Origin of the sequence: Nitrobacter sp. TKz-YC01 (genome assembly GCF_047824785.1) — a bacterium.
In the GTDB taxonomy this organism is placed as follows: Bacteria; Pseudomonadota; Alphaproteobacteria; order Rhizobiales; family Xanthobacteraceae; genus Nitrobacter.
This window is the reverse complement of the sequence record NZ_CP181167.1, coordinates 2,136,510-2,159,846: the sequence shown is the minus strand read 5'-3', so window position 1 is coordinate 2,159,846 and position 23,337 is coordinate 2,136,510. Positions and strand designations below refer to the sequence as shown.

Sequence of the window (23,337 nt, the reverse complement as noted above, 5' to 3'; positions counted from 1 at the left end):
TTTAGGTTACACTAAATGAAATGAAAAGAGCTGCCAGACTCGCACCCGCCGCTGATCCCGCCCGCAAGCAGGCGGTGATCTATGCCCGCGTCTCCTCGAAGGAGCAGGAGAAGGAAGGCTTCTCAATCCCGGCCCAGCTCAAGCTGCTGAAGGAATACGCCTCCGCGAACGGCTTTGCAGTGGCACAGGAATACGTTGACGTTGAAACCGCCAAACAGGCCGGCCGCGCCGCATTTGGCGAGATGGTCGCATATCTCAAGGCGCACCCGTCCGTTGGCGTGATGCTGGTCGAGAAGACCGACCGGCTCTATCGCAACCTGAAGGATTGGCTGACAGTCGATGAGCTCGACGTCGAAATGCACTTCGCCAAGGAAGGCGTTGTGCTGTCGCGCGAGTCGCGTTCCTCGGAAAAGTTCATGCACGGCATCAAGGTGCTGATGGCGAAGAACTACATCGACAACCTTTCGGAAGAAACGCGCAAGGGCATGACCGAGAAAGCGGCGCAAGGCTTCTGGCCCTCGAACGCACCGCTCGGCTATCGCAACGTGACGCGCGAAGACGGTCGCAAGATCATCGTGCCCGACGAGGAAGCCGCGCCGATCATCCGCAAGATGTTCGAATGGTATGCGTGGGGCGATATGTCCACGCAGGAGGTGACGAAGAAAGCTAGGGCGGCGGGCCTCGTGTTCAAGAAAAGCGGCGGGCGCATCCCGAAAAGTACCGTCGCCGCGATTCTGCGCAACCGCATCTATACCGGGCGCTTCGATTGGGACGGCAAGACCTATCAGGGCCGTTACGAGGCCATCGTGCCGACCGAACTATGGGAACGGGTGCAGGATGTGATGGACGGCCGCAATGCCCGCGGCGCCAAGAAGGGCAGGCGGGATTTTGCCTTCTCGGGCCTAATCGCCTGTCATGCCTGCGGCTGCGCGGTGGTCGGCGAGATCAAGAAGGAACGCTACGTCTATTACCATTGCACCGGCTACGCCGATAAGTGCAAGGGCAAGCCCGCCGACTGCCGCCGCAAATATGTCCGCGAGGAAGCCATCGAATCACAGTTCACCGAATTGCTCGGCCGGCTGCGGTTCGATGACGAGGTTCTGGAATGGGTGCGCGATGCGCTCCACGCCAGCCACGCCGACGAACGCCGCGAGCACGAGGAAGCGATCAGGCGGCTTGAAGCGGAAGCGAAGCGGCTGAACGATCGCATTCACGCCATGTATGTCGATAAGCTCGACGGACTGGTGGATGCGGCCTTCTTCGAAAAAATGTCGAACCAATGGCGCGAGGAGCAGGAACGCTGCCAGCGCGAGATCGAACGGCACCGGAGCGCAGATAAATCTTATCTTTCCGAAGGAGTCGCTCTGCTGGAACTGGCGCGGGACGTCCAAAGGCTGTTCGCGAAGCAGGAGCCGCGCGAAAAACGCCGCTTGCTCAATTTTTTACTATCGAACTGCACTTGGGATCACGGGAAGGTGGTCGCGAACTTTCGCCAACCCTTTGACATGCTTGCGGAAACGGTCATCGAAACCAAAGGCGAACACGCCGCTGGAGCCGCTTCTACGCCCGTTTTGGAGAAATGGCTCCCCGGGCTGGATTCGAACCAGCGACCATTCGATTAACAGTCGAATGCTCTACCGCTGAGCTACCAGGGAACGTGCGAAGCGTGCTTCGCAATGAGGCAGCGTATAACAAAGCCTCCGACGCTTGCAAAGCGGAAATGCCGACCCGGCACCCCCGGACGAAGGCAGATGGATCGATCGGTTACCCGTCCCACGCCGTGCACGTCCCGCAACCAAAGGAAAACGCTGCGACAAATGCGACGGCTGACAAGGCCCGCTCAGCAAAGGCTTGCATCGACCAAGGGGGTGTCCTAGAGCACTTTCGCTTCTGAATGAATCAGAAGCGAAGCTCTAGATTGTTGTTCTGACGCGTTTTCTTCACGCGAGCCGGTATCCATCCGCGGGTCAGGCCCGAGGAGATGCTTCGCTCGAAAACGCTATAGGTCTCCGGAACTTTGTCACGGATTGAGGGATCGTGGATGTCTGACTTTTCGACCGCTCGCGGGAAAATGGTTGACGGTCAGGTGCGGCCCAGCGACGTCACCGATCCGCGGATCATCGACGCGATGCTGGCGCTTCCGCGTGAGATTTTCGTCCCCGAGGATCGCCGTGCGCTGGCATATCTGGATCTCGATCTGGACATCAGCGAAGGGGCCTCGAAAAGGTATCTGCTTAAGCCCATGGTAGTCGCAAAGATGGTTCAGGCGGCTGAGATCAAGAGCACCGACAACGTGCTCGTGGTTGGCTGTGCGACCGGCTACACCGCCGCGCTTGTGGGAAAACTTACCGACCGGGTGACGGCGATCGAGAACGATCCGGCGCTGGCGACGAAAGCCTCCGGCAATCTCGCGAGCCTCGGCCTCGGCCATGTGGCCATCGTTCCGGCCCCGGCGAGCGACGGAGCGCCCGCGCGCGCGCCTTACGACGTCATCATTCTGGAGGGCGCGACCGAGGTTGTTCTCGATACGCTTTGCGCGCAGCTTGCGCCCGAGGGACGTCTGGTCGGCGTATTCGCCACAAGCGGCGCGCCGCGGGCGGTCATCGTCACCCGCTCACGCTCCGATTTTGGGAGCCGGCCTCTTTTTGACGCGTCGGCTCCGGTCCTGCCGGGCCTCGAACGGCCGCCGGCTTTCGTATTCTGACTATAGCGTTTTCGAGCGAAGCATGTCCTCGGGCTTGACCCGAGGATGGAATCCGGTTCGCGTCAAGAAAACGCGTCAAATCAAAAAGCTAGAGTCTTTCACCGATTCCTTGAAGTGGTGAAAGAATCCAGCAGGCGAGCGCGGCTTCGGTCTGAAGCCGTAAAGAGTTATTCCGGGCGGTTATTGCGGCTCGCGAGAACCTGAATCCTTGTTTTTGCCGATCCCGGGGCCTACGTTCCGTACAGGTTTGGCCGTACGCCGGCCGCCGGCTTGGAGGTTGCAGATGGGTTCACTGAGCATCTGGCACTGGATCGTGGTGGTCGCGGTGATCCTGCTGCTGTTCGGTCGTGGCAAGATTTCCGACCTGATGGGCGATGTCGCGCAGGGCATCAAGGCCTTCAAGAAGGGCATGAAGGATGATGAGAACAGCGCGGAAAAGTCCGAACCGGTAAAGACGATCAATCACAATGCGGACGGGTCCGGTGCGGCGCGCTCCGACACCGGCAGCAAGGTCATCTGACGCGGCTCGGCGCGAGGACGTCACGTCTGCGGCGATCATCAAGGTTCGACGTCCACGATGTGGCAGGGCTGTCGAAACGCGTTGATCCCTGTTGGGCTCAGGGCAGGGACCTAAACAGGACGGGATGCAGGCTGCGGCGCGGAAACCGGCGCAAAGCCCTCGCGTGAGCGGAAAGTTTCATGTTCGACATCGGGTGGAGTGAACTGCTCGTCATCGGGGTCGTCGCGCTGATCGCGATCGGTCCCAAGGAGCTGCCCGGCGTGCTGCGCACGGTCGGACAGTGGATGGGCAAGGCGCGGCGGATGGCGGCTGAATTTCAGGGACAGTTCAACGAGGCCATGCGCGAGGCTGAAATGGCCGACCTGAAAAAATCCTTCGACGAGGTGCGCGACGCCACCAGCGGCCTGACCCGTGGCGACCTGATGACCCGGCTGACAGACTCGCTCGGCGAGCCGCCGAGGATCGAGGATCTCGACAAGTCCGGGACCGAGGCCGACAGGCCATCTGCACCCTCCGATGCCGCTTCCGCAAGCGGATCGGCCGCGCTGGGAGCAGGGGTTGCTGAAACCTTCAAGGCCGACGCCGGGACGAGCGCCTCCGGGCCGCTGGCGATCACGCCGCAGGCGCATCAGGATGCAACCACTGCTGAACCGCCCGAGGTTGCGCCGGAAACCTCGCATGAGGGCAGGGACCAGACGGGCAGGGACGCCAAAGCGTCATGAGCGACGACGACATCGAGGCCAGCAAGGCCCCCCTGATGGATCACCTGATCGAGCTGCGCTCGCGGTTGATCAAGGCGCTGATCGGATTCGGCGTGGCGTTTGTCGCCTGCTTCTTCTTCGCCAGGCAGATTTACAACGTCCTGATATGGCCGTTCGTTTGGGTCGCGGGTCCGGAGAATTCGAAATTCATCTACACCGCGTTGCTCGAATATTTCATCACCCAGCTCAAGCTCGCGCTGTTCGGCGCAGCCTTCATCTCGTTTCCGATCGTGGCGACGCAGATCTACAAGTTCGTGGCGCCCGGCCTCTACAAACACGAGCGCAATGCTTTCCTGCCGTACCTGATCGCAACCCCCGCGTTCTTCGTGTTCGGCGCGACGGTGGTGTATTTCGCGGTGCTGCCGATGCTGGTGCGGTTCTCGCTCGGAATGCAGCAGATGGCTGGTCCCGGAACCGCGGAAATCCAGTTGCTGCCCAAGGTCGGCGAGTTTTTGTCGCTGACGATGTCGCTGATCTTCGCCTTCGGCATCGCCTTCCAGTTGCCGGTGATCCTGACGCTGCTCGGGCGGATTGGCGTCGTCACGTCGAAGGGCCTGCGCGAGAAGCGACGCTATTTCATCGTCGGCGCGTTCGTCATCGCGGCGGTGCTGACGCCGCCGGATGTGCTGAGTCAGATGTCATTGGCGCTGCCGCTGCTCCTGCTCTACGAGGGCTCGATTCTCGCCGTGGCCGTTGTCGAGAAAAAGGCCGCCAAGCCCTCCGCCTCCGCCGCCACCTCGCCGCCCGCGGAAACCCCGGCGGAGTAGAGCGCCACTGTTTCCAATCGCAGCCGTTCAGGCTACTGAATGCCCGTTTTCGCGGGCAAGGACCTTCGTGGACTTCAACCGCTTTCCTTCCGGGGCCGATCTTCCATGCACGACATCAAAGTGATCCGCGACAACCCGCAAGCGTTCGACGCCGCGCTGAAGCGGCGGGGACTTGAGCCGCTGTCGTCATCGTTGCTCGCGATCGATGAGAAACGCCGCGCGGCAATTCTGGAGTCGGAGCAGGCGCAGGCGCGCCGCAACGCGGCCTCGAAGGAAATCGGCGAGGCCAAGAAGGCCAGGGATGATGCGCGTGCCGCGAAGCTCATGGCGGAGGTCGCCGAGCTCAAGACCACCATGCCGCAGATGGAAGCGGCGGCGAAGGCGGCGGATGATGAGCTCCGCAAGGAGCTTGCGCAAATTCCGAACCTTCCGCTCGACGAGGTGCCCGAGGGGACCGACGAGCACGGCAACGTGCAGCATCACATCTTCGGAAAAAAGCGCGACTATGACTTTACGCCAAAAGCACATGACGATCTCGGCGGCGCGCTCGGCGATATGGATTTCGAGGCGGCAGCGAAACTGTCGGGCGCGCGTTTCGTGGTGTTGAAGCGGGGGCTGGCGCGGCTCGAACGTGCCATCGGTCAATTCTTCCTCGACGTTCACACCGGCGAACACGGCTACACCGAAGTCAACCCGCCGCTCTTGGTGCGCGACGATGCGATGTTCGGCACGGCGCAGTTGCCGAAGTTTGAGGAGGATCAGTTCGAAGCATTCGGAGAGTTTAGAAGACTACAGATCAAGCATGAGCGCGAGGTCGGTCGCATGACCGAGCAGCGCAGCGCTGATCGCGAGTTAAATGAGATCAATGTTCAATTGAACGCTGCCATGAGAGACGCGAAAGAGCGCGGAATCGATGTTAAATGGATTAGCCCCACGTTCACTAGCCTGTCTCAAAAATTTCAAGCGCACGCGGATAGTTTTGGTCTATTCTCAAAAGAGTTCGCGAAGTTTTCTGCTGAATTCGAACGGATAGCAAAAGAAGGGGTTAGTAAAAGGCTCTGGCTCATTCCCACCGCCGAAGTCTCGCTGACAAACCTTGTCCGCGAATCCATCCTCGACGAAAAAGAACTCCCTCTGCGCTTCACCGCGCTGACGCCGTGTTTCCGCGCCGAGGCGGGCGCGGCGGGACGCGATACGCGCGGCATGATCCGTCAGCATCAGTTCACCAAGGTCGAACTGGTGTCGATCACCACGCCCGAAACGTCAAAGGACGAGCACGAGCGGATGCTCGCCTGCGCTGAAGAAGTGTTGCGCCGGCTCGACCTGCATTACCGCGTGATGACGCTGTGCGCCGGCGACATGGGCTTCGCCTCGCAGAAGACCTACGACATCGAGGTGTGGATGCCAGGACAAATCTCAGGTCAGGGAGAGGGCGGCGCTTACCGCGAGATTTCGTCCTGCTCGGTGTGCGGTGATTTCCAGGCGCGGCGCATGGACGCGCGCTACCGCGCAAGCGACGGCAAGCCGCGCTTCGTCCATACGCTCAACGGTTCGGGCACCGCGGTCGGCCGCGCGCTGATCGCTGTCATGGAGACCTACCAGCAGGCCGACGGCTCCATCGCCGTGCCCGATGTCTTGCAGCCCTACATGGGCGGCCTGAAGGTGATCGCGAAAGATACGTAGCCGCCGCCCTCAGACCCAGCTTCAGCGTCATGGCCGGACGTGTTCCGGCCATCCACGTCTTGCTTGCGGTTTAACGGAAAGACGTGGATCACCGGCACAAGCCCGGTGATGACGGCGTAAAATCCGCCGGCGCAAGCGGAACGTCAGGTTTGCCAGCCTCGGCCGGGCCGGATATGAGATGTCCCGGAACAGCACGGGCGGCGTTCGAAAGAGGCACACTCACGCATGCGGATTCTCTGTACCAACGATGACGGCATCCATGCGCCGGGCCTCGAAGTCCTCGAGCAGATCGCAAAGGATCTGTCCGACGATGTGTGGGTGGTCGCGCCCGAGCACGATCAGTCCGGGGTCTCGCATTCGCTGACGCTCAACGATCCGCTGCGGCTGCGCGAAATCGGACCCCGCCATTTCGCGGTGAAGGGCACGCCGACCGACTGCGTGATCATGGGATCGCGCTACATCCTCGCCGACAAGGGGCCGGATCTCGTGCTGTCAGGCGTCAATCGTGGCCGCAACCTCGCCGAGGATGTGGTGTATTCCGGCACGGTCGCGGGGGCTCTCGAAGGCACGATGCTCGGGCTGCCGTCTTTCGCGCTGTCGCAGGAGTTCAGCATGGAAACCGGCGACAGGCCGGTGTGGGAAACCGCGCGCACGTTCGCGCCGCAGATCCTCCGCAGGGTGATCGAGATCGGCATTCCGAAGAACACGGTGGTCAACGTCAATTTTCCGGCCTGCGGGCCGGAGGACGTGGCGGGCGTGCTGGTGACGCGGATGGGCAAGCGCAATCTCGGCTTCCTCAGGATCGATGAGCGTCGCGATGGCCGCGGCAACCCGTATTTCTGGATCGGTTTCGAGAAGGCCGACGACGCGGATACCCCCGCGTCCGGCACCGATCTCGCGGCGATCGCGGGACAATGTGTTTCAGTGACGCCGCTGCGGCTGGACCGCACCGACGATGCGTTCGCCGGGATCCTGACGGCGAAATTCAGGTAGAACGCCCGGAATCCACGCTGGATTAATCTCGCTTCGGATCACATCAGAAGCGGAGAGGCTCTGTCTCAGGCCACGGCGCCGCCCTTGAGCGTGCTTCGGATCACGGCGTCGAGACCATCCATCTGGAAGGGCTTCTGCACGGACGGGCGGTTGCGGTACTCGGGCGGAAGCCCTTGCGTGCCATAGCCGGTTGCGAAGATGAAAGGCCGGTTGCGGCCTTCGATGACCTCCGCCACGGGGGAAATCAGCTTTCCGTTGACGTTGACATCGAGAATCGCGATGTCGAAGTTCGTCGTGCGCGCGAGCTGGAGAGCCTGCTCGATGTCGCCCGCCTCGGCGGCGATGCTATAGCCGAGCTCCTCCAGCATGTCCGCAACCATCATGCGGATCATAACCTCGTCTTCAACGAGGAATACGGAGCCGCCGGGTGGCTTCGCTGATTCCATGTGGGGAATTCCGATTTCTCACCAACGCAGGGTCGCAAATTATTTGACCGAACGCAATCGGTGTCGCTCCCTGGGGCAACACTGTCGGACCAGGGCGCCGGGCGGTAACTCCGAAGATTCCCGGACCGGCGGAAGCCGTGGCGGCCGATCTTTGCCGGAACAAATACTTGCCTCGCCGGATTGACCCGGCGGGTGATCTGCGCAGATTGCGTTAACCTGTCTTGACAACCGCTCGGCCAAGCGCCGGCGATCGAGAGTTCGCCCGTCATGTCCCCCGCCGATCATCCGCCGCCCGAAAAGATGATGTTTCAGCTTAATCTGCGGCGACGCGGCATCAGCGACCTGCGCGTGCTGCGCGCGATGGATAACGTCCCGCGCGATGCTTTCGTCGAACAGGGTGATCGCGAGGACGCATGGTGCGACACCGCGCTCGGCATCGCCTGCGGCCAGACCATCAGCCAGCCGTTCGTCGTGGCCTACATGACCGAGCGGCTGGAATTAGGTGACGATCACCGGGTCCTGGAGATCGGCACCGGCTCGGGTTACCAGACCGCGATCCTGTCGCGCCTCTGCCGCGAGGTCGTAACGATCGAGCGGTATCGCGAACTCGCCGATCGCGCGCGCGCCCGGTTGAAGCATCTCGGTTACGATAACGTCGAAGTTCTGCTGGGTGACGGCTTCGACATTCCCGACGAAGCAGGGCGGTTCGACCGCATCATGGTGACCGCGGCGATGGAGCAGATACCGGAGGCGCTGGCGACCAGGCTTGAGCCCGACGGGCTTTTGATCGCGCCTGTCGGACCGCAGAGCGGGCGGCAGACCCTGATCCTCCTGCGGCGCGCCCCCGCCGGAATGATCCGCAAGGAACTGATCGACGTCCGCTTCGTGCCGGCGCTGCCGGGTATTGCCCGCGAGCTCTGACCCTGCGCCTCGCAGGTGCGGTTGCGGTCGTGATCCGCTGTCCGGCGATGTTGACTTTCGAGGCTGTGGCGTGTCCGGCTGAAAGGCTTTGTTTACTGGGACGGTGTTTATTCAAATCTGTAGTCGTGTTGCGTACGAGTGAGTAACCATGTCCCGTGTCGTCGAGTTGCTTTGCTCGCGCCGCGTACCGCAGGTAGCGGTGCTGGCGCTGGTGTCGATCGGTTTTGCCGGATGCAGCGCGGATATGTCGACGCGCCTCGCGCAGTTGGACAGTGGTCCGCAGCAATCAGGTCCACAGCAATCAAATCGCTTCGGCTGGCAGCGGGAGACCACCGGCACGGTGGCCGCGGCGCCCGCGGCTCCGGTGGAGCGCCGCGAGTTGCAGCAATATTCGCGGCCCCCGTATCGACCCCAGTCCGACTATCAATCGCAGCCGTTGCCGCCGATCTCGACGCCGAAGTCCTATCCGGTGGCATCGAATGTGTCGGGGAGCGGGCGCGGTCCCGGTTCTTATACGCCTCCCGCTCGTCCGATCGAGTCCGCCCCCCCTGTCGCGGCGCGGGATGGCTGGAATCATAACGGCGGCACGCCGATCATTGTCGGAACCAGCGATACGCTGGACGGGTTGTCGCGCCGATATGGCGTATCCACCGCGGAGATTCTGAAAGCCAATGGCTATCGCGGTCCGCGCCAGTTGCAGCCTGGTCAGCGGCTGATCATTCCGAAGCGCGCGGCGGTGGCCGAAACGCAAACGGCTCCGGCTCCGGTTGCGAAGCCTGCGGGAGCCAGGGCTGCGTCCGGCGCCCACTACGTCAATCGCGGCGACACGCTGATGAGCATCGCGCGCCGCAATCACGTTTCTGTGGGGGAACTTGCTCGCGCGAACGGACTGCCGCCGAGCGCGAAACTGAAGATCGGCACGAGAATCACGGTGCCGACGAAGGTTGCCGCGGTGTCCGCGCAACCTGTTCCCGTTCCGGCCGCGCCTCCTGCTGCCGCATCCAGGCCCGCGCCCGCGCCCGTGGTTCACGCCGCTGCCGCACCCGAAGGTCCGGTTCAGAAGGTCAACCTCGCGGTTGCGACCGCGACGCCTGAAGCGGCCGTGGTCAAACCCTCGGTGAAAGCCGCGGAGGCGACCGGCGCTTTGCCGACTTTCCGCTGGCCGGTGCGTGGCCGCGTGATCACGGCCTATGGCGCCCGGACGAATGGGAAATCCAATGACGGCATCAACGTCGCCGTGCCCGAGGGCACGCCGGTCAAGGCCGCCGAGGACGGCGTCGTTGCTTATGCCGGTAGCGAACTCAAGGGTTACGGCAACCTGGTGCTTGTTCGGCATTCCAACGGTTACGTGACCGCCTATGCCCATGCGCGTGAGTTGATGGTGAAGCGCGGAGATTCCATCAGGCGCGGCCAGGTCATCGCCAAGTCGGGTCAGTCGGGCGAGGCGGGCTCACCGCAGCTTCACTTCGAGATCCGGAAAGGATCCACTCCGGTCGACCCGCTGAATTTCCTGAACGGGGCATGAGAGTCCCCGGCGGCGTCGCAGTTCCGAGCGGGCTCTATATCTAAGTTGGCCGCGAAGTCCGCTGCGCGGCCAATGTCGTTTCGCGGATATCCACTACGGAACCCGCAGGCACGCGATCGAACCGCGCGCCTTGTCGGACGGGGGAAATCCACAATGCTCATGGCTTGCGCCGCCACATGACGTCCTCCGTGCATGAGGGGCGCGCGGGCGAGGTGTTTGCGGCGTTCTTGAAGCTCGGCCTGATATCATTCGGCGGTCCCGTTGCCCATCTCGGCTACTTCCGCAACGAGTTCGTGGACCGGCGGAGATGGCTGGAGGAAAGAAGTTTTGCCGATCTGGTGGCCCTGTGCCAGTTTTTGCCGGGCCCTGCTTCCAGCCAGGTCGGCATCGCCATCGGTCTGGCGCGGGCCGGCTACGTCGGCGCGGTTGCGGCCTGGCTGGGCTTCACGCTGCCGTCAGCGTTTGCGCTGGTTTTGTTCGGCTACGGTGTGTCTTCATTCGGCAACGCGCTGGACAGCGGTTGGCTGCATGGCCTGAAAGTGGCTGCCGTCGCGGTCGTGGCGCTTGCGATTCTTGGCATGGTGCGCACGTTGACGCCCGATCGCGAGCGCGCCGGCGTGGCCGCGCTGGCGGCCGTAACGGCGCTGGCGATCGATTCAGTCTGGGGCCAGATAGGTGCGATCGTGCTTGGCGCTTTGGCCGGCATCGTCATGTTGAAGTCCGAACCCGAGCCGATTGATCACATCGGCGCAGCGCCGCCGGCAAGCCGGGCGACTGCGATTCTCGCGCTGGCGGTATTTGCTGCTTTGCTGGTGGGGTTGCCGATCCTGTCGGCGGTTTCCGACAATGCGGATATAAGACTCTTTGACATGTTCTTTCGCGCCGGCTCGCTCGTGTTCGGCGGCGGCCATGTGGTGTTGCCGCTACTTCAGGCGCAAGTGGTGCCGTTGGGATGGGTGAGTAATGATGCCTTCCTGGCGGGCTATGGCGCGGCGCAAGCCGTGCCGGGACCGCTCTTCACCTTTTCTGCCTATCTCGGAACAGTGATCGGCGGTTGGAAGGTCGCGCTGCTGTGTCTTGTGGCGATCTTCCTGCCGCCATTCCTGCTGGTGGTCGGCGTGATGCCTTTCTGGGACGAATTACGGCGGCGGACCGCGACCAGGGCGGCGCTGCGCGGCGTCAACGCCGCGGTTGTCGGCCTTTTGCTGGCGGCCTTTTACAACCCGGTCTGGACCTCGGGCATCCTGTCCAAGGGGGATTTCGGACTGGCCGTGGTCGCCTTCGTGCTGCTCATGTGGCGCGCGCCGCCGTGGCTGGTCGTTCTCGTCTGCGGCATCTGCGCCGAACTGCTGACAGCGCTGTGAATGCAACGATACCTGCGCGCACGCAAATCTTGCCGGGCTGATTACGTTGCCAGCCGCACGCCGAGCCGCCCCGCAAGCTCCTGCGTGAACTGCCAGGCAACCCGGCCGGAACGCGAGCCGCGCGTGGCCGACCATTCCAGCGCCTCCCGCTCCAGTTCGGCGTCGTCGAGCCTGATGCCGAAGTGGGAGCAATAGCCGCGCACCATCGCGAGATACTCATCCTGGCTACAGCGGTGAAAGCCGAGCCAGAGCCCGAAGCGGTCGGACAGCGAGACCTTTTCCTCGACGGCCTCGCCGGGATTGATCGCCGTCGATCGCTCGTTCTCGATCATGTCGCGCGCCAGCAGATGACGGCGGTTCGATGTCGCGTACAGGATGACGTTGTCGGGCCGTCCCTCGATGCCGCCTTCGAGCGCGGCCTTCAGCGACTTGTATGAGGCGTCATTGCCGTCGAAGGACAGGTCGTCGCAGAAGACGATGAAACGAAACTCGGATGAGCGAAGCAGCTCCATCAGGCCGGGCAGGCTCTCGATGTCCTCGCGGTGAATTTCGATCAGCTTGAGCCGTCCGCTGACGTCGGCGTTGACGCTGGCATGCGCCGCCTTCACCAGCGATGACTTGCCCATGCCGCGCGCGCCCCAGAGCAGGGCGTTGTTCGCGGGCAGGCCCCCGGCAAAGCGGGCGGTATTCTCCATCAGGATATCGCGCATCCGGTCGATGCCCTTGAGCAAAGCGAGATCGACGCGGCTGACTCGCGGAACCGGCATCAGTCGCCCGTCAGGATGCCAGACGAATGCGTCGGCGCGGGTCATCGCCGCGTGATTGTCGGTCCGTTCGGCGGCGGCGGTCATGGCGGCGGCGATCGTTTCGAGAGCGCGGACGATCCGGTCCGCGGCATCGGGTGCTGCCGCGACTTTCGGACGTTTTGTCGCGCCGGCCCGAGAACCGGAGCGGGCCCTTGATGTTTTGAGAGGGGCCTTTCGAAGGCTGGTTTTCCGCGACTTTCTGGCCATCTTTGTCTTTCCCGGGCGCGCACCCTTAGCGGAACGGCCTGGCTCCCGCAAGCTGCGGAATAATGTGGCTCGATCAAGGGTCTGGCGGCGTTGCAATTGGGACCGTGGCCGTTATAGTCCGCGCGAATTTGCTCTTGATCGGCCCGACTCTGTGCTCACGCCGGTCTGATCCCAAGGAATGGCCCGAATGTTCATTACCCCCGCCTTTGCTCAGGCCGCCGGCTCCGGCGACGCCAACAGCCTGTTGATGTCGCTGCTGCCGTTCGCGTTGATCTTCATCATCATGTATTTCCTGATCATCCGGCCCCAGCAGAAGAAGGCGAAAGAGCACGCCGAACTGGTGAAGAACATTCGCCGCGGGGACACCGTCATCACATCGAGCGGCCTGGTCGGAAAGGTCACCAAGGTGGTGGATGACGAGCAGATCGAGTTCGAAATCGCTGATGGCGTCCGGGTGCGGCAGATGCGACAGATGATTTCGATCGTCCGCGCGAAGGGCGAGCCGGCCAAAGGTGAAACGACCAAGGGCGAACCGGCAAAAGGAGTCGCCAAGGGCGATGGCGCCAAAGGAAATGGCTCCAGGGACGACACCGCGGCGAGCTAGGTGATACTCGGGTGATCATTCCTCGAATCTGACGAGTTATCTCGATGCTGTACTTTACGCGGTGGAAGGCGCTGGCGATCATCGTGACCGCTCTCGCGATCTGCCTGTGCGCCGTGCCGAATTTCTTTCCGGAGGCGCAGGTCAAGACATGGCCGAAATGGGCGCAGCGCCACCTCGTGCTCGGACTTGATCTTCAGGGCGGCTCGTATCTGCTGCTCGAGGTCGATTCCAACTACGTCAAGAAGGAGAAGCTCGATCAGGTTCGCGATGACGCCCGAAAGACGCTGCGCGACGCCCGGATCGCTTATACCGGCCTTGCCGCCAAGAACGGCGCCGTCGAGGTTCGTATCAGCAAGGAAGAGGAATTCCAGACCGCGCTAGGCAAACTGCGTGAGCTGTCGCAGCCGCTGGGAGGTTTGCTCGGCTCCAGCGGCCAGCGCAGCCTTGAAGTCAGCAGCGCTGACGGCGTGATCCGTATGACCGTGCCGCAGGCCGCCGTCACCGACCGCATCCGCCAGTCGGTCGAACAGTCGATCCAGATCATCGAGAAGCGCGTCAACGAACTCGGCACCGTCGAGCCGCTGATCCAGCGTCAGGGCGCCGACCGCATTCTGGTGCAGGTGCCGGGATTGCAGGATCCGACAAGGCTGAAGGAAATCCTCGGCAAAACCGCCAAGATGGACTTCCGCATGGTCGATTCCAGCATTCCGGCTGATCAGGCCACGCAGGGGCGGGTGCCCGGCGATTCCGAAGTGCTGATGGGTTCGCAGGCGCCCAAGACGCCTTACGTCGTCAAGAAGCAGGTGCTCGTCTCAGGCGGTGATCTGACCGACGCCCAGCCGGGATTCGATTCGCGCACCAGCGAGCCGATCGTGACGTTCCGCTTCAACAGCAACGGCGCGCGAAAATTCGCGCAGGCGACGACCGAAAACGTCGGACAGCCGTTCGCCATCATTCTCGACAATGAGGTGATCTCGGCGCCCGTCATCCGCGAGCCGATCACCGGCGGCTCGGGTCAGATCTCCGGGAATTTCACCGTGCAGGAGGCCAACGACCTCGCGATCCTGCTGCGCGCCGGCGCGCTGCCCGCGCCGCTGACGATCATCGAGGAGCGCACCGTCGGACCCGGCCTCGGACAGGACTCGATCGAACAGGGCGAGCTTGCCGCCTATGTCGGCTCGATCATGGTGATCCTGTTCATGCTGCTGACGTACCGGTTTTTCGGGGTGATCGCGAATATCGCGGTCGCCATCAACGTCGCCATGATCTTCGGCGTGCTGTCGTTGCTGAACGCGACGCTGACCTTGCCGGGCATCGCTGGCATCGTACTGACGGTAGGCATTGCCGTGGATTCGAACGTGCTGATCTACGAGCGTATCCGCGAGGAACTGCGCGCCGGCCGCACCGCTATTTCGGCCATCGACGCCGGTTTCAAACGGGCGCTGGCGACGATTCTGGATTCCAACATCACGACGTTCATCGCCGCCGCGGTGCTGTTCTACATCGGCACCGGCCCGGTGCGCGGGTTCGCCGTGACCCTCGGCATCGGTATCATTACAACGGTCTTCACCGCCTTCGAGGTGACCCGGCTGATCGTTGCGATGTGGGTGCGCTGGAAACGGCCGCAAACCGTACCGATCTGATGACGCGGAGCCGGCTGTGACTCAATCGATTTTGCTCGGGCTGGGTGCCCTCATCGTTGTACTGACCATCGTCAGCTGGTTTGGTCTGCTGCCTGCGCTGCGAATCGTTCCGGACGACACGAAGTTCGATTTCACGCGCTTCCGCCGCATCAGCTTTCCGATTTCCGCCGTGCTTTCGATCGTCGCGATCACGTTGTTCTTCACGCACGGCCTGAATTTCGGCATCGATTTCAAGGGCGGCACGCTGCTCGAGGTGCAGGCCAAATCTGGCGAAGCTGACATCGCGAGCATGCGCGCGACGCTGAGCAAGCTCGATCTGGGCGAGGTCCAGCTTCAGCAGTTCGGCGGCCCGACCGATGTGCTGATCCGCGTCGCCGAGCAGCCGGGCGGAGACGCCGCGCAGCAGGCGGCGGTGCAGAAGGTGCGCGGCGCGCTTGGCGAAAGCGTCAATTATCGCCGGGTCGAGGTTGTCGGGCCGCGCGTGTCCGGTGAATTGCTCGCTTACGGCATGCTCGGCCTGATGCTTGCGATATTCGGTATCCTGATCTACCTCTGGTTCCGGTTCGAGTGGCAGTTCGCGCTCGGCGCGATGATCGCCAACGTGCACGATATCGTGCTGACGATCGGCTTCATGTCGATTTCGCAGGTTGACTTCGACCTCACCAGCATCGCGGCGCTTTTGACAATTCTCGGCTACTCGCTGAACGACACGGTCGTCATCTACGACCGGATCCGCGAAATTCTCCGGCGTTACAAGAAAATGCCGATGCCTGAACTGCTCAACGCATCGATCAACTCGACGCTTTCGCGCTCGATCATCACGCATGTCACCGTGACCCTGGCGCTGCTTGCTTTGCTGCTGTTCGGCGGTCCGGCGATCCACAGCTTCACCGCGGTGATGACGTTCGGCGTGGTGCTGGTCGGCACCTACACCTCGATCTTTATCGCGGCTCCGATTCTGATCTATCTCGGCGTGGGCGAGAACCGCGCCGATGTCGAGGAAAAGCCCGCCAAACCCGAAAAGCTGGCGAAGCCCGAAAAGCCTGCCAAGTCCGAGAAGCTGGCCAAGTCCGCGAAACCAGCGAAGCCGTGAGTGCTGTCCCGCCGGAGGCGCCGCACCTTCCGCGGCCCGCCGCGATCGAGGCCTATGGCAACGGCGGCTTTCGCTTCGATACCATGTCGCATCGCGGCTCGCTGCTTTGCTTGCCGGACGGCGTTTGGGCGTGGCCCGTAGCGCGAGCGGATGACATCGACCGTCATGCGCTGGCGCGCGTATTTGAGGGAGCAGCCGCCATCGACACGTTGTTGATCGGCACCGGAACAGATGTGTGGCTTGTTCCTCCCGAACTGCGCACGGCCCTGCGCCGCGTGGGCATCGGCGTGGACACCATGCTCACGGGGCCGGCGATCCGCACTTACAACATCATGCTGGGCGAGCGGCGCAGGGTAGCGGCGGCGCTGGTTGCCGTACCGTGATCACCTCACCACATCGGCAGCGTCTGACGGCGCTGATAGCCGTGGCATGATGACCTCACCACATTGGCAGCGCCTGACGGCGCTGGTTGCCGTACCGTGATCACTACACCACACCGGCAGCGCCTGATGGCGCTGGTTGCTGTATTATGGCGACCGTCATATCGATGTGCTCCTTGGCGCGCGTGATTGCGGTGTTATGAACGATACAACAAAGAACACGTCCGCGGCGTTCTGTGCGGAACTGGTGCGCACCCACGATTTCGGCAGCTATGCGACGACGTTGTTTGCGCCGCTCCGTTGCCGCCGCGCGCTGCTCGCGCTTTATGCTTTCAATGTCGAGATCGTCAGGGTCAGAGAGCAGATCACCCAGCCGCTGGCGGGAGAAGTCCGCCTGCAATGGTGGATGGATATGCTCGCGGGCGCGGGGCATGGCGGCGTTGAAGGCAATCCGGTCGCGGCGGAACTCCTGCTCGCGATCCGGGATCACGATCTTGCGGTCGAGTTGTTGCGGCGACTGATCGAGGCGCATCAGTTCGATCTCTACAACGATCCGATGCCGGACATGGCGGCATTGGAACAATATCTGGCTGACACGTCGTGCGCGCTGTTCTCGCTCTCATCGCGTATCGTCGGACAGCGGCCGGAGCAGACGGATCATCTCGCCCGACACGCCGGCCTCGCCGGCGGTATGGCGCGGGTGATCGCGAACTTCGGTTTCGACGCTTCGCGGCGGCAGTCTTATGTGCCGCTCACGTTGCTGGAGCAGCACGGCGCCGATCTGGAACAGATGTTCACGGGCCGGGATATGCCTTCCATTCGCGCGGCCATTGGCGGACTGGCGAATGAGGCGCGACCGCATCTGAAGGCGGCGTTGGGTCTGCTGCCTGACCTGCCGCCGCAGGCTCGCGGCGTCTATCTTCCGCTCGCGCTGGTGCGTCGCGCGCTTGATGTTGTCGATGGCGCCAACATCAACCCCTTTGCGCCAAGGCCGGCGTCGCGGCTGCGCATCCTGTGGGTCATGTGGCGGGCGTCACGCTCGAAGGCATTTCGCGGTTGAACATAATCAGGTCGGCAGAGCCTGATCGGTCGATTCGAAATTGAAACGGTCGCGCAGGTTTTTTCGACTCTCCAGGATACCGCGCAAGAATTCGCGATCCTCGGGACTCGTGATCAACGGCTCGATCAGGTCGATCTGATTCATGGCGATCAGTTGCAGGATTTCGGTGCGCACCTTGCCGGCTGCGCCACGTGGCAGGCGCGCGACGACCTGGATGTGCTCGGGAGGTTTCGGCTCGCCTGCGGCGGCAAGCGTGGAGCGCAACCGCGCTTCGAGTTCGGGCAGGTCCGCCTCGACAAAAGCGTAAAGCCCAACGCCGCTGCGGCGGTCAGCGAAGGCAACGATGGCGGCGTCGCGCACCGCGGGATTTTCCCTGATGCGCGCGATCAGCACAGGGGCATCGTTGACGAGACGCCGGCCGCCGCCTTCGCGGTCGGTGAAACGGAACAGGCCGCGCGTGATGGCCTGGTAGACCTTCTTGCCGGTCATCAGCCACGTCCGCGCTATGACCGACTTGCGCTCAAGCATCTTTCGTTCGCGCGGCGTCAGGGCGTCGGGCGCATAGGTGCGCTTGTGCTTGAGAAGGTGCCGCAGGTCTTCGTAAGCCGCGATGCGAAACAGGCGCGATCGACGTTTGAAACATGCGGCAAGCTGGAAGTCCGTCAGGTAGGCGTTGCCGTCGTTGCCACGCAGCCAGTTCTGCTCCTTGGCAAGATCGTTGTGGCAGATGCCGGCGCGATGCAGCTTGCGCAGCGCCGCCTTCGCCGAGCGGAAGTAGGACAGGTCGCCGTAGGGTCTGGCGAGATGCAGCGCCACGCCATCGATGAAGTCTCGCACCAACGCGCTGCGACCGCTCCACAACAGCCGTGGACCGAGGCCGAGATCGTGAGCGAGCGTCAGCGCCTTGCGCTCGCGCTCGAACAGGTGCCTCGCGACAAGATACGACCACCAGGGCACCTGATCCAGCCGCCGCAGCACCGCGCCGGTCTCGCCGGTGGTGGTCTGAAAGCGTCCGCGCTCCACGGTCGAAAACACGTCGCGTTTCAGCAGGACTCCTTCGGTCCATTTCGTGGACAGGAATGCTGCGTCCTGCTTCGGAAGGGGCATGATAATCCTGAAGATAGCGTGTTGAACCTATGCGGCTGCTGCCCGACGAAGCGCGTCCGCGATCCAGCGATCGAGGTCCGACAGCGCGCGCGCGCAGATCGCCTGTTTCCTTGCGATCGCCTTTTCGTTGCCGCGCAGGCGCGTGCCGTCAGGCTTTCTGGTTGGCGGATCGGCGAGCGGCGGGAATAATCCGAAATTGATGTTCATCGGCTGGAACGAGCGGGGCCCCGCGTCGATGGTCTCGATGTGGCCGCCCGTGATGTGGCCGAGCAGCGCGCCGAGCGCCGTCGTCTGGGGCGGGGCTTCAAGCGTGCATGACCGTGCATCGGCTGCCGCGTAGAGGCCGGCGAGCAGCCCGATCGCGGCGGATTCCACGTAACCTTCGCATCCGGTCATCTGTCCCGCGAAGCGCAGCCGTGGCTCGGCGCGCAGCCGCAACCGGGCGTCGAGCAGCTTCGGCGAATTCAGGAACGTGTTGCGATGCAGGCCGCCCAGGCGGGCAAACTCGGCGTTCTCAAGGCCGGGAATGGTGCGGAAGATCCGCGTCTGCGCGCCATGCTTCAGTTTGGTCTGAAAGCCGACGATATTGTAAAGCGTGCCCAGCTTGTTGTCCTGGCGTAGCTGGATCACGGCGTAGGGCTTCACCGTGGGATCGTGCGGATTGGTGAGGCCGACCGGCTTCATCGGACCGTAGCGCAACGTCTCGCGGCCGCGTTCGGCCATGACCTCGATCGGCAGGCAGCCGTCGAAATAGGGAGTGTCGGTCTCCCAGTCCTTGAACTCGACCTTCTCGCCCTCGAGCAGCGCGTCCACAAAGGCGTGATACTGCGCTTCGTTCAGCGGGCAGTTGATGTAATCGGCGCCGCTGCCGCCCGGGCCGGTCTTGTCATAACGGGACTGGAACCAGGCTTTCGACATATCGATGGAGTCGCGATGAACGATGGGCGCGATCGCGTCGAAAAAGGCGAGCGCGGTTTCATCGGTCAGTGCGCGGATCGCAGCCGCGAGCGGCGCCGAGGTGAGGGGCCCCGTGGCGACGATGACGTTGCTCCACTCGGCGGGCGGCAGGCCGTCGATCTCGGCACGGTCGATCTCGATCAGCGGATGGTTGTCGAGAGCTTCGGTGACCGCGGCGGAAAAGCCGTCGCGATCCACCGCGAGCGCGCCGCCTGCCGGAACCTGATTGGCGTCGGCGCAGCGCATGACCAGCGATCCCAGCCGGCGCATCTCGGCATGGAGGAGGCCGACCGCATTGTTGGAAGCATCGTCGGACCGGAACGAATTTGAACAGACCAGTTCCGCGAGGCCCCCGGTCCGGTGCGCCGCAGTCATCCGGTGCGGCCGCATCTCGTGCAGCACGACCCGAACGCCCTGATCCGCGACCTGCCAGGCCGCTTCCGAACCGGCCAGGCCGGCGCCGATGATATGAACGGTTGTGCGGGGGGATTCAAACTGTGTCATGGGACAAGGGGTAGCGCGTTTCTCATCCAAAAGGAACGCGCTAACGCCGGTCCGGCGCTTCAACCCTCGACGGTATTCGCGTCGGGGAAGCAGACCCGAAAGCACCGCGGATGCAAAGGCCGTCCCGATGTCAGCGAGCGGGTTGAAGCTCCTGACACCGACACAGCCTTTGCGAGAGCGAACGTCTTCCCATCAATCAGCACTATCGAAGAACCGGTGCTTGCGCCCGTAAGGCGGGAACAGGACCGACGGGAAATCGGCTGCGTAGCGTTTTTCCTTCTCCGTTTCCCGAGGCTCGTGCGCTGACGACGTTAAGGGACTCTCGATCGCCTTGCGATAGAGATGCCACGTCGCATGACCGAGCAACGGCATGATGATCGTGAGACCGAGGAAGAAGGGAATCGACCCGAGCGTCAGCAGGACGGCAACGATCAGACCCCATTCCGCCGCCGCGATTGGATTCTTCGCCACCACGCGCATCGACGTCAGCATGGCATCGGTCATGTCAGCGTGTTGATGAAGCATCAGCGGGAACGACACAATGCTGATGCACAAGGCCACGGCTGCGAACAGGAATCCGACGCCGACGCCCATCATGAGCATTTGCAAGCCTTCGGTCGTGGTGAAAACCTGCGTGAGGAAGTCGGGAATGGCCGCCGCCGGGGTGTTGCCGAAGGTGGACACATAGATCGCGCGAGCTGTCGCCACCCATATGAAGAAGATGACCAGCAGCACGCCGCCCAGTCCAAGCATCGATCCGAACGACGGCGCCCGTAGCACGCGGAATGCGTGCCAGGCTGACGCGTCCATATCGAGTTCGCGCCGGTAGCTCAGTTCATAAAGTCCAAGCGCCGCGAACGGCCCGACCAAGGCAAAGCCGGCGGCGATCGGAACCAGCATTGGCAAGACCGAGTAGCCGAGCACCATCCGCCACAGCAGAATTCCGATTATGGGATAGATAACGCAGAGAACGATGGCGTGGCTGGGAACCGCTTTGAAGTCTTCCCAGCCCAGCCGCAATGCATCGAACAGATCGGATAAGCCGATGTGACGGACAACTGGTCTGTCTGCGCCGGCCATTCCGGAATGCGACGTAACGTCGACAGGATAAGAGGTGGCCATGTTCGTTGTCTCCCTTTCGCGGGGTCGATCTCTGGCCGCCGGAAGGCGCGAGGTCGCCCCTTCGGAAACGGATCACGGATCAAGACCAGACGCGAAGGCAAGCAACCTGGTCCTGCCGCGACCTGTACTGTCACCATTCTAATTCGGATCCGTGATCTTGGTTGCTCACGGTTGAGTGACTTTTTTCATCGCAGGGAGGATGCCAGATGCCAGGGGGAGGGCCCGGCATCGTTCGCATTGGCAAGCCGCGATGAGCCGGTTACTCTTTTGACGATCCGGCGGAAACAGATGCGGGATTTCCGCTTTGGAGTCGGTACACGGCTAAAGCTATTGGGAGCGGCACAATGAGCATATTCGGAAAGATCATGGGCGCCATTTTCGGCTCGCACGCCGAAGCGGCAACACCGGCGGGAGAGTCAGGCAGCGGGACTGCGCCCTCGCCGGAGGGCTCGTCCGCCAAGAGCGTCGACGTGGCGGCCATTCTCGACAAGGCTGTCGCCGCCAAGAAGGAAAAGCTGGCATGGCGAACCTCGATCGTTGATCTGATGAAGGCGCTTGATGTCGACTCCAGCCTGAGCGCGCGCAAGGAACTGGCGAAGGATCTGAAATATCCGGGCGACACCAACGATTCCGCGGCAATGAACGTCTGGCTGCATAAGCAGATGATGGCTCAGCTCGCAGCCAATGGGGGCAAGCTGCCGCCCGACATGAAGCAGTAATCAGACAGCACGCATTTTCGGAGGAAAACTAGAGTCTGTTCCAACGGTGTTGAATCAGACTCGCTGCTTATCTTTTTTGTTTGAGCGTGATCCCTCCCGAAAACCGGCGTTGAAACAACATCTGGAACTTCGCTTCTGATTCAACCAGAAGCGAAACTGCTCCAGACGAAGCCTCGCCTTGTCTCACAAATTCGGACGCAGCAGATCGGCGTAATCGGGGTTCTTCTCGAGCCACGCTTTCACGAAGGGGCATTGAGCGCTGGCCCTGAATTTATCCGCGCGCACCTGATCCAGCGCGCCCTTCACCAGTTCCGAACCGACGCCCTTGCCTTCGAGTTCCGGCGGCACCTGAGTGTGGGTGAAGACGAGGACACCGTCCAGGAATCGGTAGTAGGTCGCGGCAACGAGCCCGTCCACTTCGAGTTCGTAGCGATGTTTTTCCATGTTGTTGACGACTTCGGACATTTCGCAGCCTTTATTCTTTCTTGCCTGTGAGAGGCAACATTCAAAGTTTTCGGGAGCCAGTCAACGACAGCGCAGAGCCTGCGGCCTGCCGTTGCTGCGCCCGCGGCCCGCGCGATCAGCGCCGGACGGGGCTTGGATAAGAGAGTGGGTTAAGGCGTGCGGGCCGCAGGCGCAACCCGCTAGAGCATCGGACCCGAAAGTGGGAACCGGTTTCGGGATAAATCCGATGCTCAATCAATTAACTGGAGCGGCGGCGCTGATTCCATTTGACCGGCCGCCGCTCTAAAGTCCTTCGCCACTTCATGGAAGCGGTGAGGGACTCCATCTTTATGTTTTGACGCGTTTTCTTCACGCGAACCGGATTCCATCCTCGGGTCAAGCCCGAGGACTTGCTTCGCTCGAAAACGCTAATTTACGTCCCGTTTGGCGCGGCCGGGCGCGCTATTTGGCCGCGTTCGGCTGGACAAGGCCGCGGCGGGATGTCATCAAATCGAAACAGAATGATAATCGCGGACTCCTTGCGGGGAGTTCCGTGATACCCCGCGACGGATTTCCGGCAATGAAGCAGTTTTTCCTCAAGCTTTTTACCTGGTGGAATAGCCAGACCTTCGGCACGCAGCTTTGGACGGCGCGGTTCGGTGAACTCGTCGGCAGAGACAGCGAGGGCAACTGCTATTACCGGACGCGCGGCGGGCGGATCGACCCGGCGCTTGGCTTCGAGCGCCGCTGGGTGATCTATAATGGCTACACGGAAGCCACCCGCATTCCGCCGGAATGGCATGGCTGGATTCATCACGTCGTCGATGTTCCGCCGACCAAGGAGGACTACCAGCCGCGCGAATGGCAGAAGCCGCATGTGCCGAACATGACGGGGACGCCGGCAGCCTATCGACCTTCCGGCTCGACGCTGGCGAGCGGCCGCCGGCCAAAGGCGACCGGCGATTATCAGCCCTGGACACCGGGTCAGTAGAAACATCCGCTTCCCG

The 23,337-nt window shown here is 62.4% G+C and carries 23 protein-coding genes, 1 tRNA gene and 1 pseudogene; 17 read left to right on the top strand and 8 right to left on the bottom strand.

Translation table 11 applies throughout. The features are described from left to right. Positions 1-20 precede the first annotated feature (20 nt). Positions 21-1,010: pseudogene (locus tag ACMYR2_RS10185) on the top strand (recombinase family protein); the annotation flags it as partial. Between the two features lie 42 nt (positions 1,011-1,052). Here ACMYR2_RS10185 and ACMYR2_RS10180 read toward each other — a convergent pair. Together ACMYR2_RS10180 and ACMYR2_RS10175 are read right to left on the bottom strand one after the other, a co-directional pair. After that, positions 1,053-1,325 (bottom strand): hypothetical protein, encoded by a 273-nt coding sequence (locus ACMYR2_RS10180; RefSeq protein ID WP_416192869.1) that lies wholly within the window; start codon positions 1,323-1,325, stop codon positions 1,053-1,055. Between the two features lie 255 nt (positions 1,326-1,580). Next, a tRNA-Asn gene (locus ACMYR2_RS10175) sits at positions 1,581-1,655 on the bottom strand. Positions 1,656-2,041: 386 nt separating this feature from the next. Here ACMYR2_RS10175 and ACMYR2_RS10170 point away from each other — a divergent pair. From ACMYR2_RS10170 to surE, 6 genes are all read left to right on the top strand, one after another. Beyond that, positions 2,042-2,704, top strand: a complete 663-nt coding sequence (locus ACMYR2_RS10170; protein WP_347263084.1) for a protein-L-isoaspartate O-methyltransferase — start codon at positions 2,042-2,044, stop codon at positions 2,702-2,704. 283 nt (positions 2,705-2,987) lie between these two features. Next, the gene (locus tag ACMYR2_RS10165; protein WP_347263083.1) at positions 2,988-3,224 is read left to right on the top strand and encodes a twin-arginine translocase TatA/TatE family subunit; all 237 of its coding nucleotides are present in this window, start codon (positions 2,988-2,990) and stop codon (positions 3,222-3,224) included. A gap of 179 nt (positions 3,225-3,403) precedes the next feature. Then, entirely contained in the window at positions 3,404-3,946 is a 543-nt protein-coding gene (gene tatB / locus ACMYR2_RS10160; RefSeq protein WP_347263082.1) for a Sec-independent protein translocase protein TatB, read from the top strand. Next, entirely contained in the window at positions 3,943-4,752 is an 810-nt protein-coding gene (tatC, locus tag ACMYR2_RS10155; protein WP_347263081.1) for a twin-arginine translocase subunit TatC, read from the top strand. Before tatB ends, tatC begins: the two co-directional genes overlap by 4 nt. Positions 4,753-4,857: 105 nt before the next feature. Further along, positions 4,858-6,435 (top strand): serine--tRNA ligase, encoded by a 1,578-nt coding sequence (gene serS / locus ACMYR2_RS10150; RefSeq protein ID WP_347263080.1) that lies wholly within the window; start codon positions 4,858-4,860, stop codon positions 6,433-6,435. A gap of 225 nt (positions 6,436-6,660) precedes the next feature. Continuing rightward, positions 6,661-7,428, top strand: a complete 768-nt coding sequence (gene surE / locus ACMYR2_RS10145) for a 5'/3'-nucleotidase SurE (RefSeq protein WP_347263079.1) — start codon at positions 6,661-6,663, stop codon at positions 7,426-7,428. 65 nt (positions 7,429-7,493) lie between these two features. Here surE and ACMYR2_RS10140 read toward each other — a convergent pair whose 3' ends face one another. Further along, positions 7,494-7,874 (bottom strand): response regulator, encoded by a 381-nt coding sequence (locus tag ACMYR2_RS10140; RefSeq protein ID WP_347263078.1) that lies wholly within the window; start codon positions 7,872-7,874, stop codon positions 7,494-7,496. 267 nt (positions 7,875-8,141) lie between these two features. On the opposite strand from ACMYR2_RS10140, the gene ACMYR2_RS10135 reads away from it, so the two are divergent. The 3 genes from ACMYR2_RS10135 (at position 8,142) to chrA (ending at position 11,684) form a co-directional block, all read left to right on the top strand. Beyond that, positions 8,142-8,795: a protein-L-isoaspartate(D-aspartate) O-methyltransferase gene (locus tag ACMYR2_RS10135; protein ID WP_347263077.1), complete on the top strand. Its 654-nt coding sequence runs from the start codon at positions 8,142-8,144 to the stop codon at positions 8,793-8,795. Between the two features lie 148 nt (positions 8,796-8,943). Further along, positions 8,944-10,320 (top strand): peptidoglycan DD-metalloendopeptidase family protein, encoded by a 1,377-nt coding sequence (locus ACMYR2_RS10130; protein ID WP_347263076.1) that lies wholly within the window; start codon positions 8,944-8,946, stop codon positions 10,318-10,320. Positions 10,321-10,496: 176 nt separating this feature from the next. Next, entirely contained in the window at positions 10,497-11,684 is a 1,188-nt protein-coding gene (chrA, locus tag ACMYR2_RS10125) for a chromate efflux transporter (RefSeq protein ID WP_347263075.1), read from the top strand. Between the two features lie 41 nt (positions 11,685-11,725). On the opposite strand, the gene ACMYR2_RS10120 is transcribed toward chrA, so the two are convergent. Next, positions 11,726-12,697 carry an ATP-binding protein gene (locus ACMYR2_RS10120; RefSeq protein ID WP_347263074.1) on the bottom strand — a complete coding sequence of 324 codons (972 nt, stop codon included), beginning with the start codon at positions 12,695-12,697 and terminating at the stop codon, positions 11,726-11,728. Between the two features lie 187 nt (positions 12,698-12,884). Here ACMYR2_RS10120 and yajC point away from each other — a divergent pair, with 187 nt between their 5' ends. The 5 genes from yajC (at position 12,885) to ACMYR2_RS10095 (ending at position 17,477) form a co-directional block, all read left to right on the top strand. Then, positions 12,885-13,301 (top strand): preprotein translocase subunit YajC, encoded by a 417-nt coding sequence (gene yajC, locus ACMYR2_RS10115; protein ID WP_347263073.1) that lies wholly within the window; start codon positions 12,885-12,887, stop codon positions 13,299-13,301. 44 nt (positions 13,302-13,345) lie between these two features. Continuing rightward, positions 13,346-14,944 (top strand): protein translocase subunit SecD, encoded by a 1,599-nt coding sequence (gene secD, locus ACMYR2_RS10110; protein WP_347263072.1) that lies wholly within the window; start codon positions 13,346-13,348, stop codon positions 14,942-14,944. 16 nt (positions 14,945-14,960) lie between these two features. Continuing rightward, positions 14,961-16,037: a protein translocase subunit SecF gene (secF, locus tag ACMYR2_RS10105; protein WP_347263071.1), complete on the top strand. Its 1,077-nt coding sequence runs from the start codon at positions 14,961-14,963 to the stop codon at positions 16,035-16,037. Beyond that, positions 16,034-16,420 carry an Mth938-like domain-containing protein gene (locus ACMYR2_RS10100; protein ID WP_347263070.1) on the top strand — a complete coding sequence of 129 codons (387 nt, stop codon included), beginning with the start codon at positions 16,034-16,036 and terminating at the stop codon, positions 16,418-16,420. Before secF ends, ACMYR2_RS10100 begins: the two co-directional genes overlap by 4 nt. 196 nt (positions 16,421-16,616) lie before the next feature. Continuing rightward, entirely contained in the window at positions 16,617-17,477 is an 861-nt protein-coding gene (locus ACMYR2_RS10095; protein WP_347263069.1) for a phytoene/squalene synthase family protein, read from the top strand. A 6-nt stretch (positions 17,478-17,483) separates the two neighbouring features. Here ACMYR2_RS10095 and ACMYR2_RS10090 read toward each other — a convergent pair whose 3' ends face one another. The 3 genes from ACMYR2_RS10090 to ACMYR2_RS10080 form a co-directional block, all read right to left on the bottom strand. After that, positions 17,484-18,584: an AMP-binding enzyme gene (locus ACMYR2_RS10090; protein ID WP_347263068.1), complete on the bottom strand. Its 1,101-nt coding sequence runs from the start codon at positions 18,582-18,584 to the stop codon at positions 17,484-17,486. A gap of 27 nt (positions 18,585-18,611) precedes the next feature. After that, positions 18,612-20,045: a methylenetetrahydrofolate--tRNA-(uracil(54)-C(5))-methyltransferase (FADH(2)-oxidizing) TrmFO gene (gene trmFO, locus ACMYR2_RS10085; protein WP_347263067.1), complete on the bottom strand. Its 1,434-nt coding sequence runs from the start codon at positions 20,043-20,045 to the stop codon at positions 18,612-18,614. Positions 20,046-20,237: 192 nt separating this feature from the next. Next, positions 20,238-21,167: a DUF2189 domain-containing protein gene (locus ACMYR2_RS10080; RefSeq protein ID WP_347263066.1), complete on the bottom strand. Its 930-nt coding sequence runs from the start codon at positions 21,165-21,167 to the stop codon at positions 20,238-20,240. A 344-nt stretch (positions 21,168-21,511) separates the two neighbouring features. Between ACMYR2_RS10080 and ACMYR2_RS10075 the strand changes: the two genes are divergently transcribed. Further along, on the top strand, positions 21,512-21,886 hold the full coding sequence (locus ACMYR2_RS10075) for a DUF3597 domain-containing protein (RefSeq protein WP_011315019.1): 375 nt from the start codon (positions 21,512-21,514) through the stop codon (positions 21,884-21,886). Positions 21,887-22,069: 183 nt separating this feature from the next. Here ACMYR2_RS10075 and ACMYR2_RS10070 read toward each other — a convergent pair whose 3' ends face one another. After that, positions 22,070-22,351: a GNAT family N-acetyltransferase gene (locus ACMYR2_RS10070; RefSeq protein WP_041344961.1), complete on the bottom strand. Its 282-nt coding sequence runs from the start codon at positions 22,349-22,351 to the stop codon at positions 22,070-22,072. A gap of 559 nt (positions 22,352-22,910) precedes the next feature. On the opposite strand from ACMYR2_RS10070, the gene ACMYR2_RS10065 reads away from it, so the two are divergent. After that, positions 22,911-23,321, top strand: a complete 411-nt coding sequence (locus tag ACMYR2_RS10065; protein WP_347263065.1) for an NADH:ubiquinone oxidoreductase subunit NDUFA12 — start codon at positions 22,911-22,913, stop codon at positions 23,319-23,321. Positions 23,322-23,337 lie beyond the last annotated feature (16 nt).

What these genes read in the sequence shown, in the direction of transcription:
- tatC (WP_347263081.1), top strand. Translation starts at nt 3,943, where the DNA reads ATGAGCGACGACGACATCGAGGCCAGCAAGGCCCCCCTGATGGATCAC.
- ACMYR2_RS10065 (WP_347263065.1), top strand. Translation starts at nt 22,911, where the DNA reads ATGAAGCAGTTTTTCCTCAAGCTTTTTACCTGGTGGAATAGCCAGACC.
- chrA (WP_347263075.1), top strand. Translation starts at nt 10,497, where the DNA reads ATGACGTCCTCCGTGCATGAGGGGCGCGCGGGCGAGGTGTTTGCGGCG.
- ACMYR2_RS10080 (WP_347263066.1), bottom strand. Translation starts at nt 21,167, where the DNA reads ATGGCCACCTCTTATCCTGTCGACGTTACGTCGCATTCCGGAATGGCC.
- ACMYR2_RS10165 (WP_347263083.1), top strand. Translation starts at nt 2,988, where the DNA reads ATGGGTTCACTGAGCATCTGGCACTGGATCGTGGTGGTCGCGGTGATC.
- ACMYR2_RS10140 (WP_347263078.1), bottom strand. Translation starts at nt 7,874, where the DNA reads ATGGAATCAGCGAAGCCACCCGGCGGCTCCGTATTCCTCGTTGAAGAC.
- ACMYR2_RS10090 (WP_347263068.1), bottom strand. Translation starts at nt 18,584, where the DNA reads ATGCCCCTTCCGAAGCAGGACGCAGCATTCCTGTCCACGAAATGGACC.
- surE (WP_347263079.1), top strand. Translation starts at nt 6,661, where the DNA reads ATGCGGATTCTCTGTACCAACGATGACGGCATCCATGCGCCGGGCCTC.
- ACMYR2_RS10070 (WP_041344961.1), bottom strand. Translation starts at nt 22,351, where the DNA reads ATGTCCGAAGTCGTCAACAACATGGAAAAACATCGCTACGAACTCGAA.
- secD (WP_347263072.1), top strand. Translation starts at nt 13,346, where the DNA reads ATGCTGTACTTTACGCGGTGGAAGGCGCTGGCGATCATCGTGACCGCT.
- serS (WP_347263080.1), top strand. Translation starts at nt 4,858, where the DNA reads ATGCACGACATCAAAGTGATCCGCGACAACCCGCAAGCGTTCGACGCC.
- ACMYR2_RS10095 (WP_347263069.1), top strand. Translation starts at nt 16,617, where the DNA reads ATGAACGATACAACAAAGAACACGTCCGCGGCGTTCTGTGCGGAACTG.
- ACMYR2_RS10135 (WP_347263077.1), top strand. Translation starts at nt 8,142, where the DNA reads ATGTCCCCCGCCGATCATCCGCCGCCCGAAAAGATGATGTTTCAGCTT.
- tatB (WP_347263082.1), top strand. Translation starts at nt 3,404, where the DNA reads ATGTTCGACATCGGGTGGAGTGAACTGCTCGTCATCGGGGTCGTCGCG.
- ACMYR2_RS10075 (WP_011315019.1), top strand. Translation starts at nt 21,512, where the DNA reads ATGAGCATATTCGGAAAGATCATGGGCGCCATTTTCGGCTCGCACGCC.
- yajC (WP_347263073.1), top strand. Translation starts at nt 12,885, where the DNA reads ATGTTCATTACCCCCGCCTTTGCTCAGGCCGCCGGCTCCGGCGACGCC.
- trmFO (WP_347263067.1), bottom strand. Translation starts at nt 20,045, where the DNA reads ATGACACAGTTTGAATCCCCCCGCACAACCGTTCATATCATCGGCGCC.
- ACMYR2_RS10130 (WP_347263076.1), top strand. Translation starts at nt 8,944, where the DNA reads ATGTCCCGTGTCGTCGAGTTGCTTTGCTCGCGCCGCGTACCGCAGGTA.
- ACMYR2_RS10170 (WP_347263084.1), top strand. Translation starts at nt 2,042, where the DNA reads ATGTCTGACTTTTCGACCGCTCGCGGGAAAATGGTTGACGGTCAGGTG.
- ACMYR2_RS10120 (WP_347263074.1), bottom strand. Translation starts at nt 12,697, where the DNA reads ATGGCCAGAAAGTCGCGGAAAACCAGCCTTCGAAAGGCCCCTCTCAAA.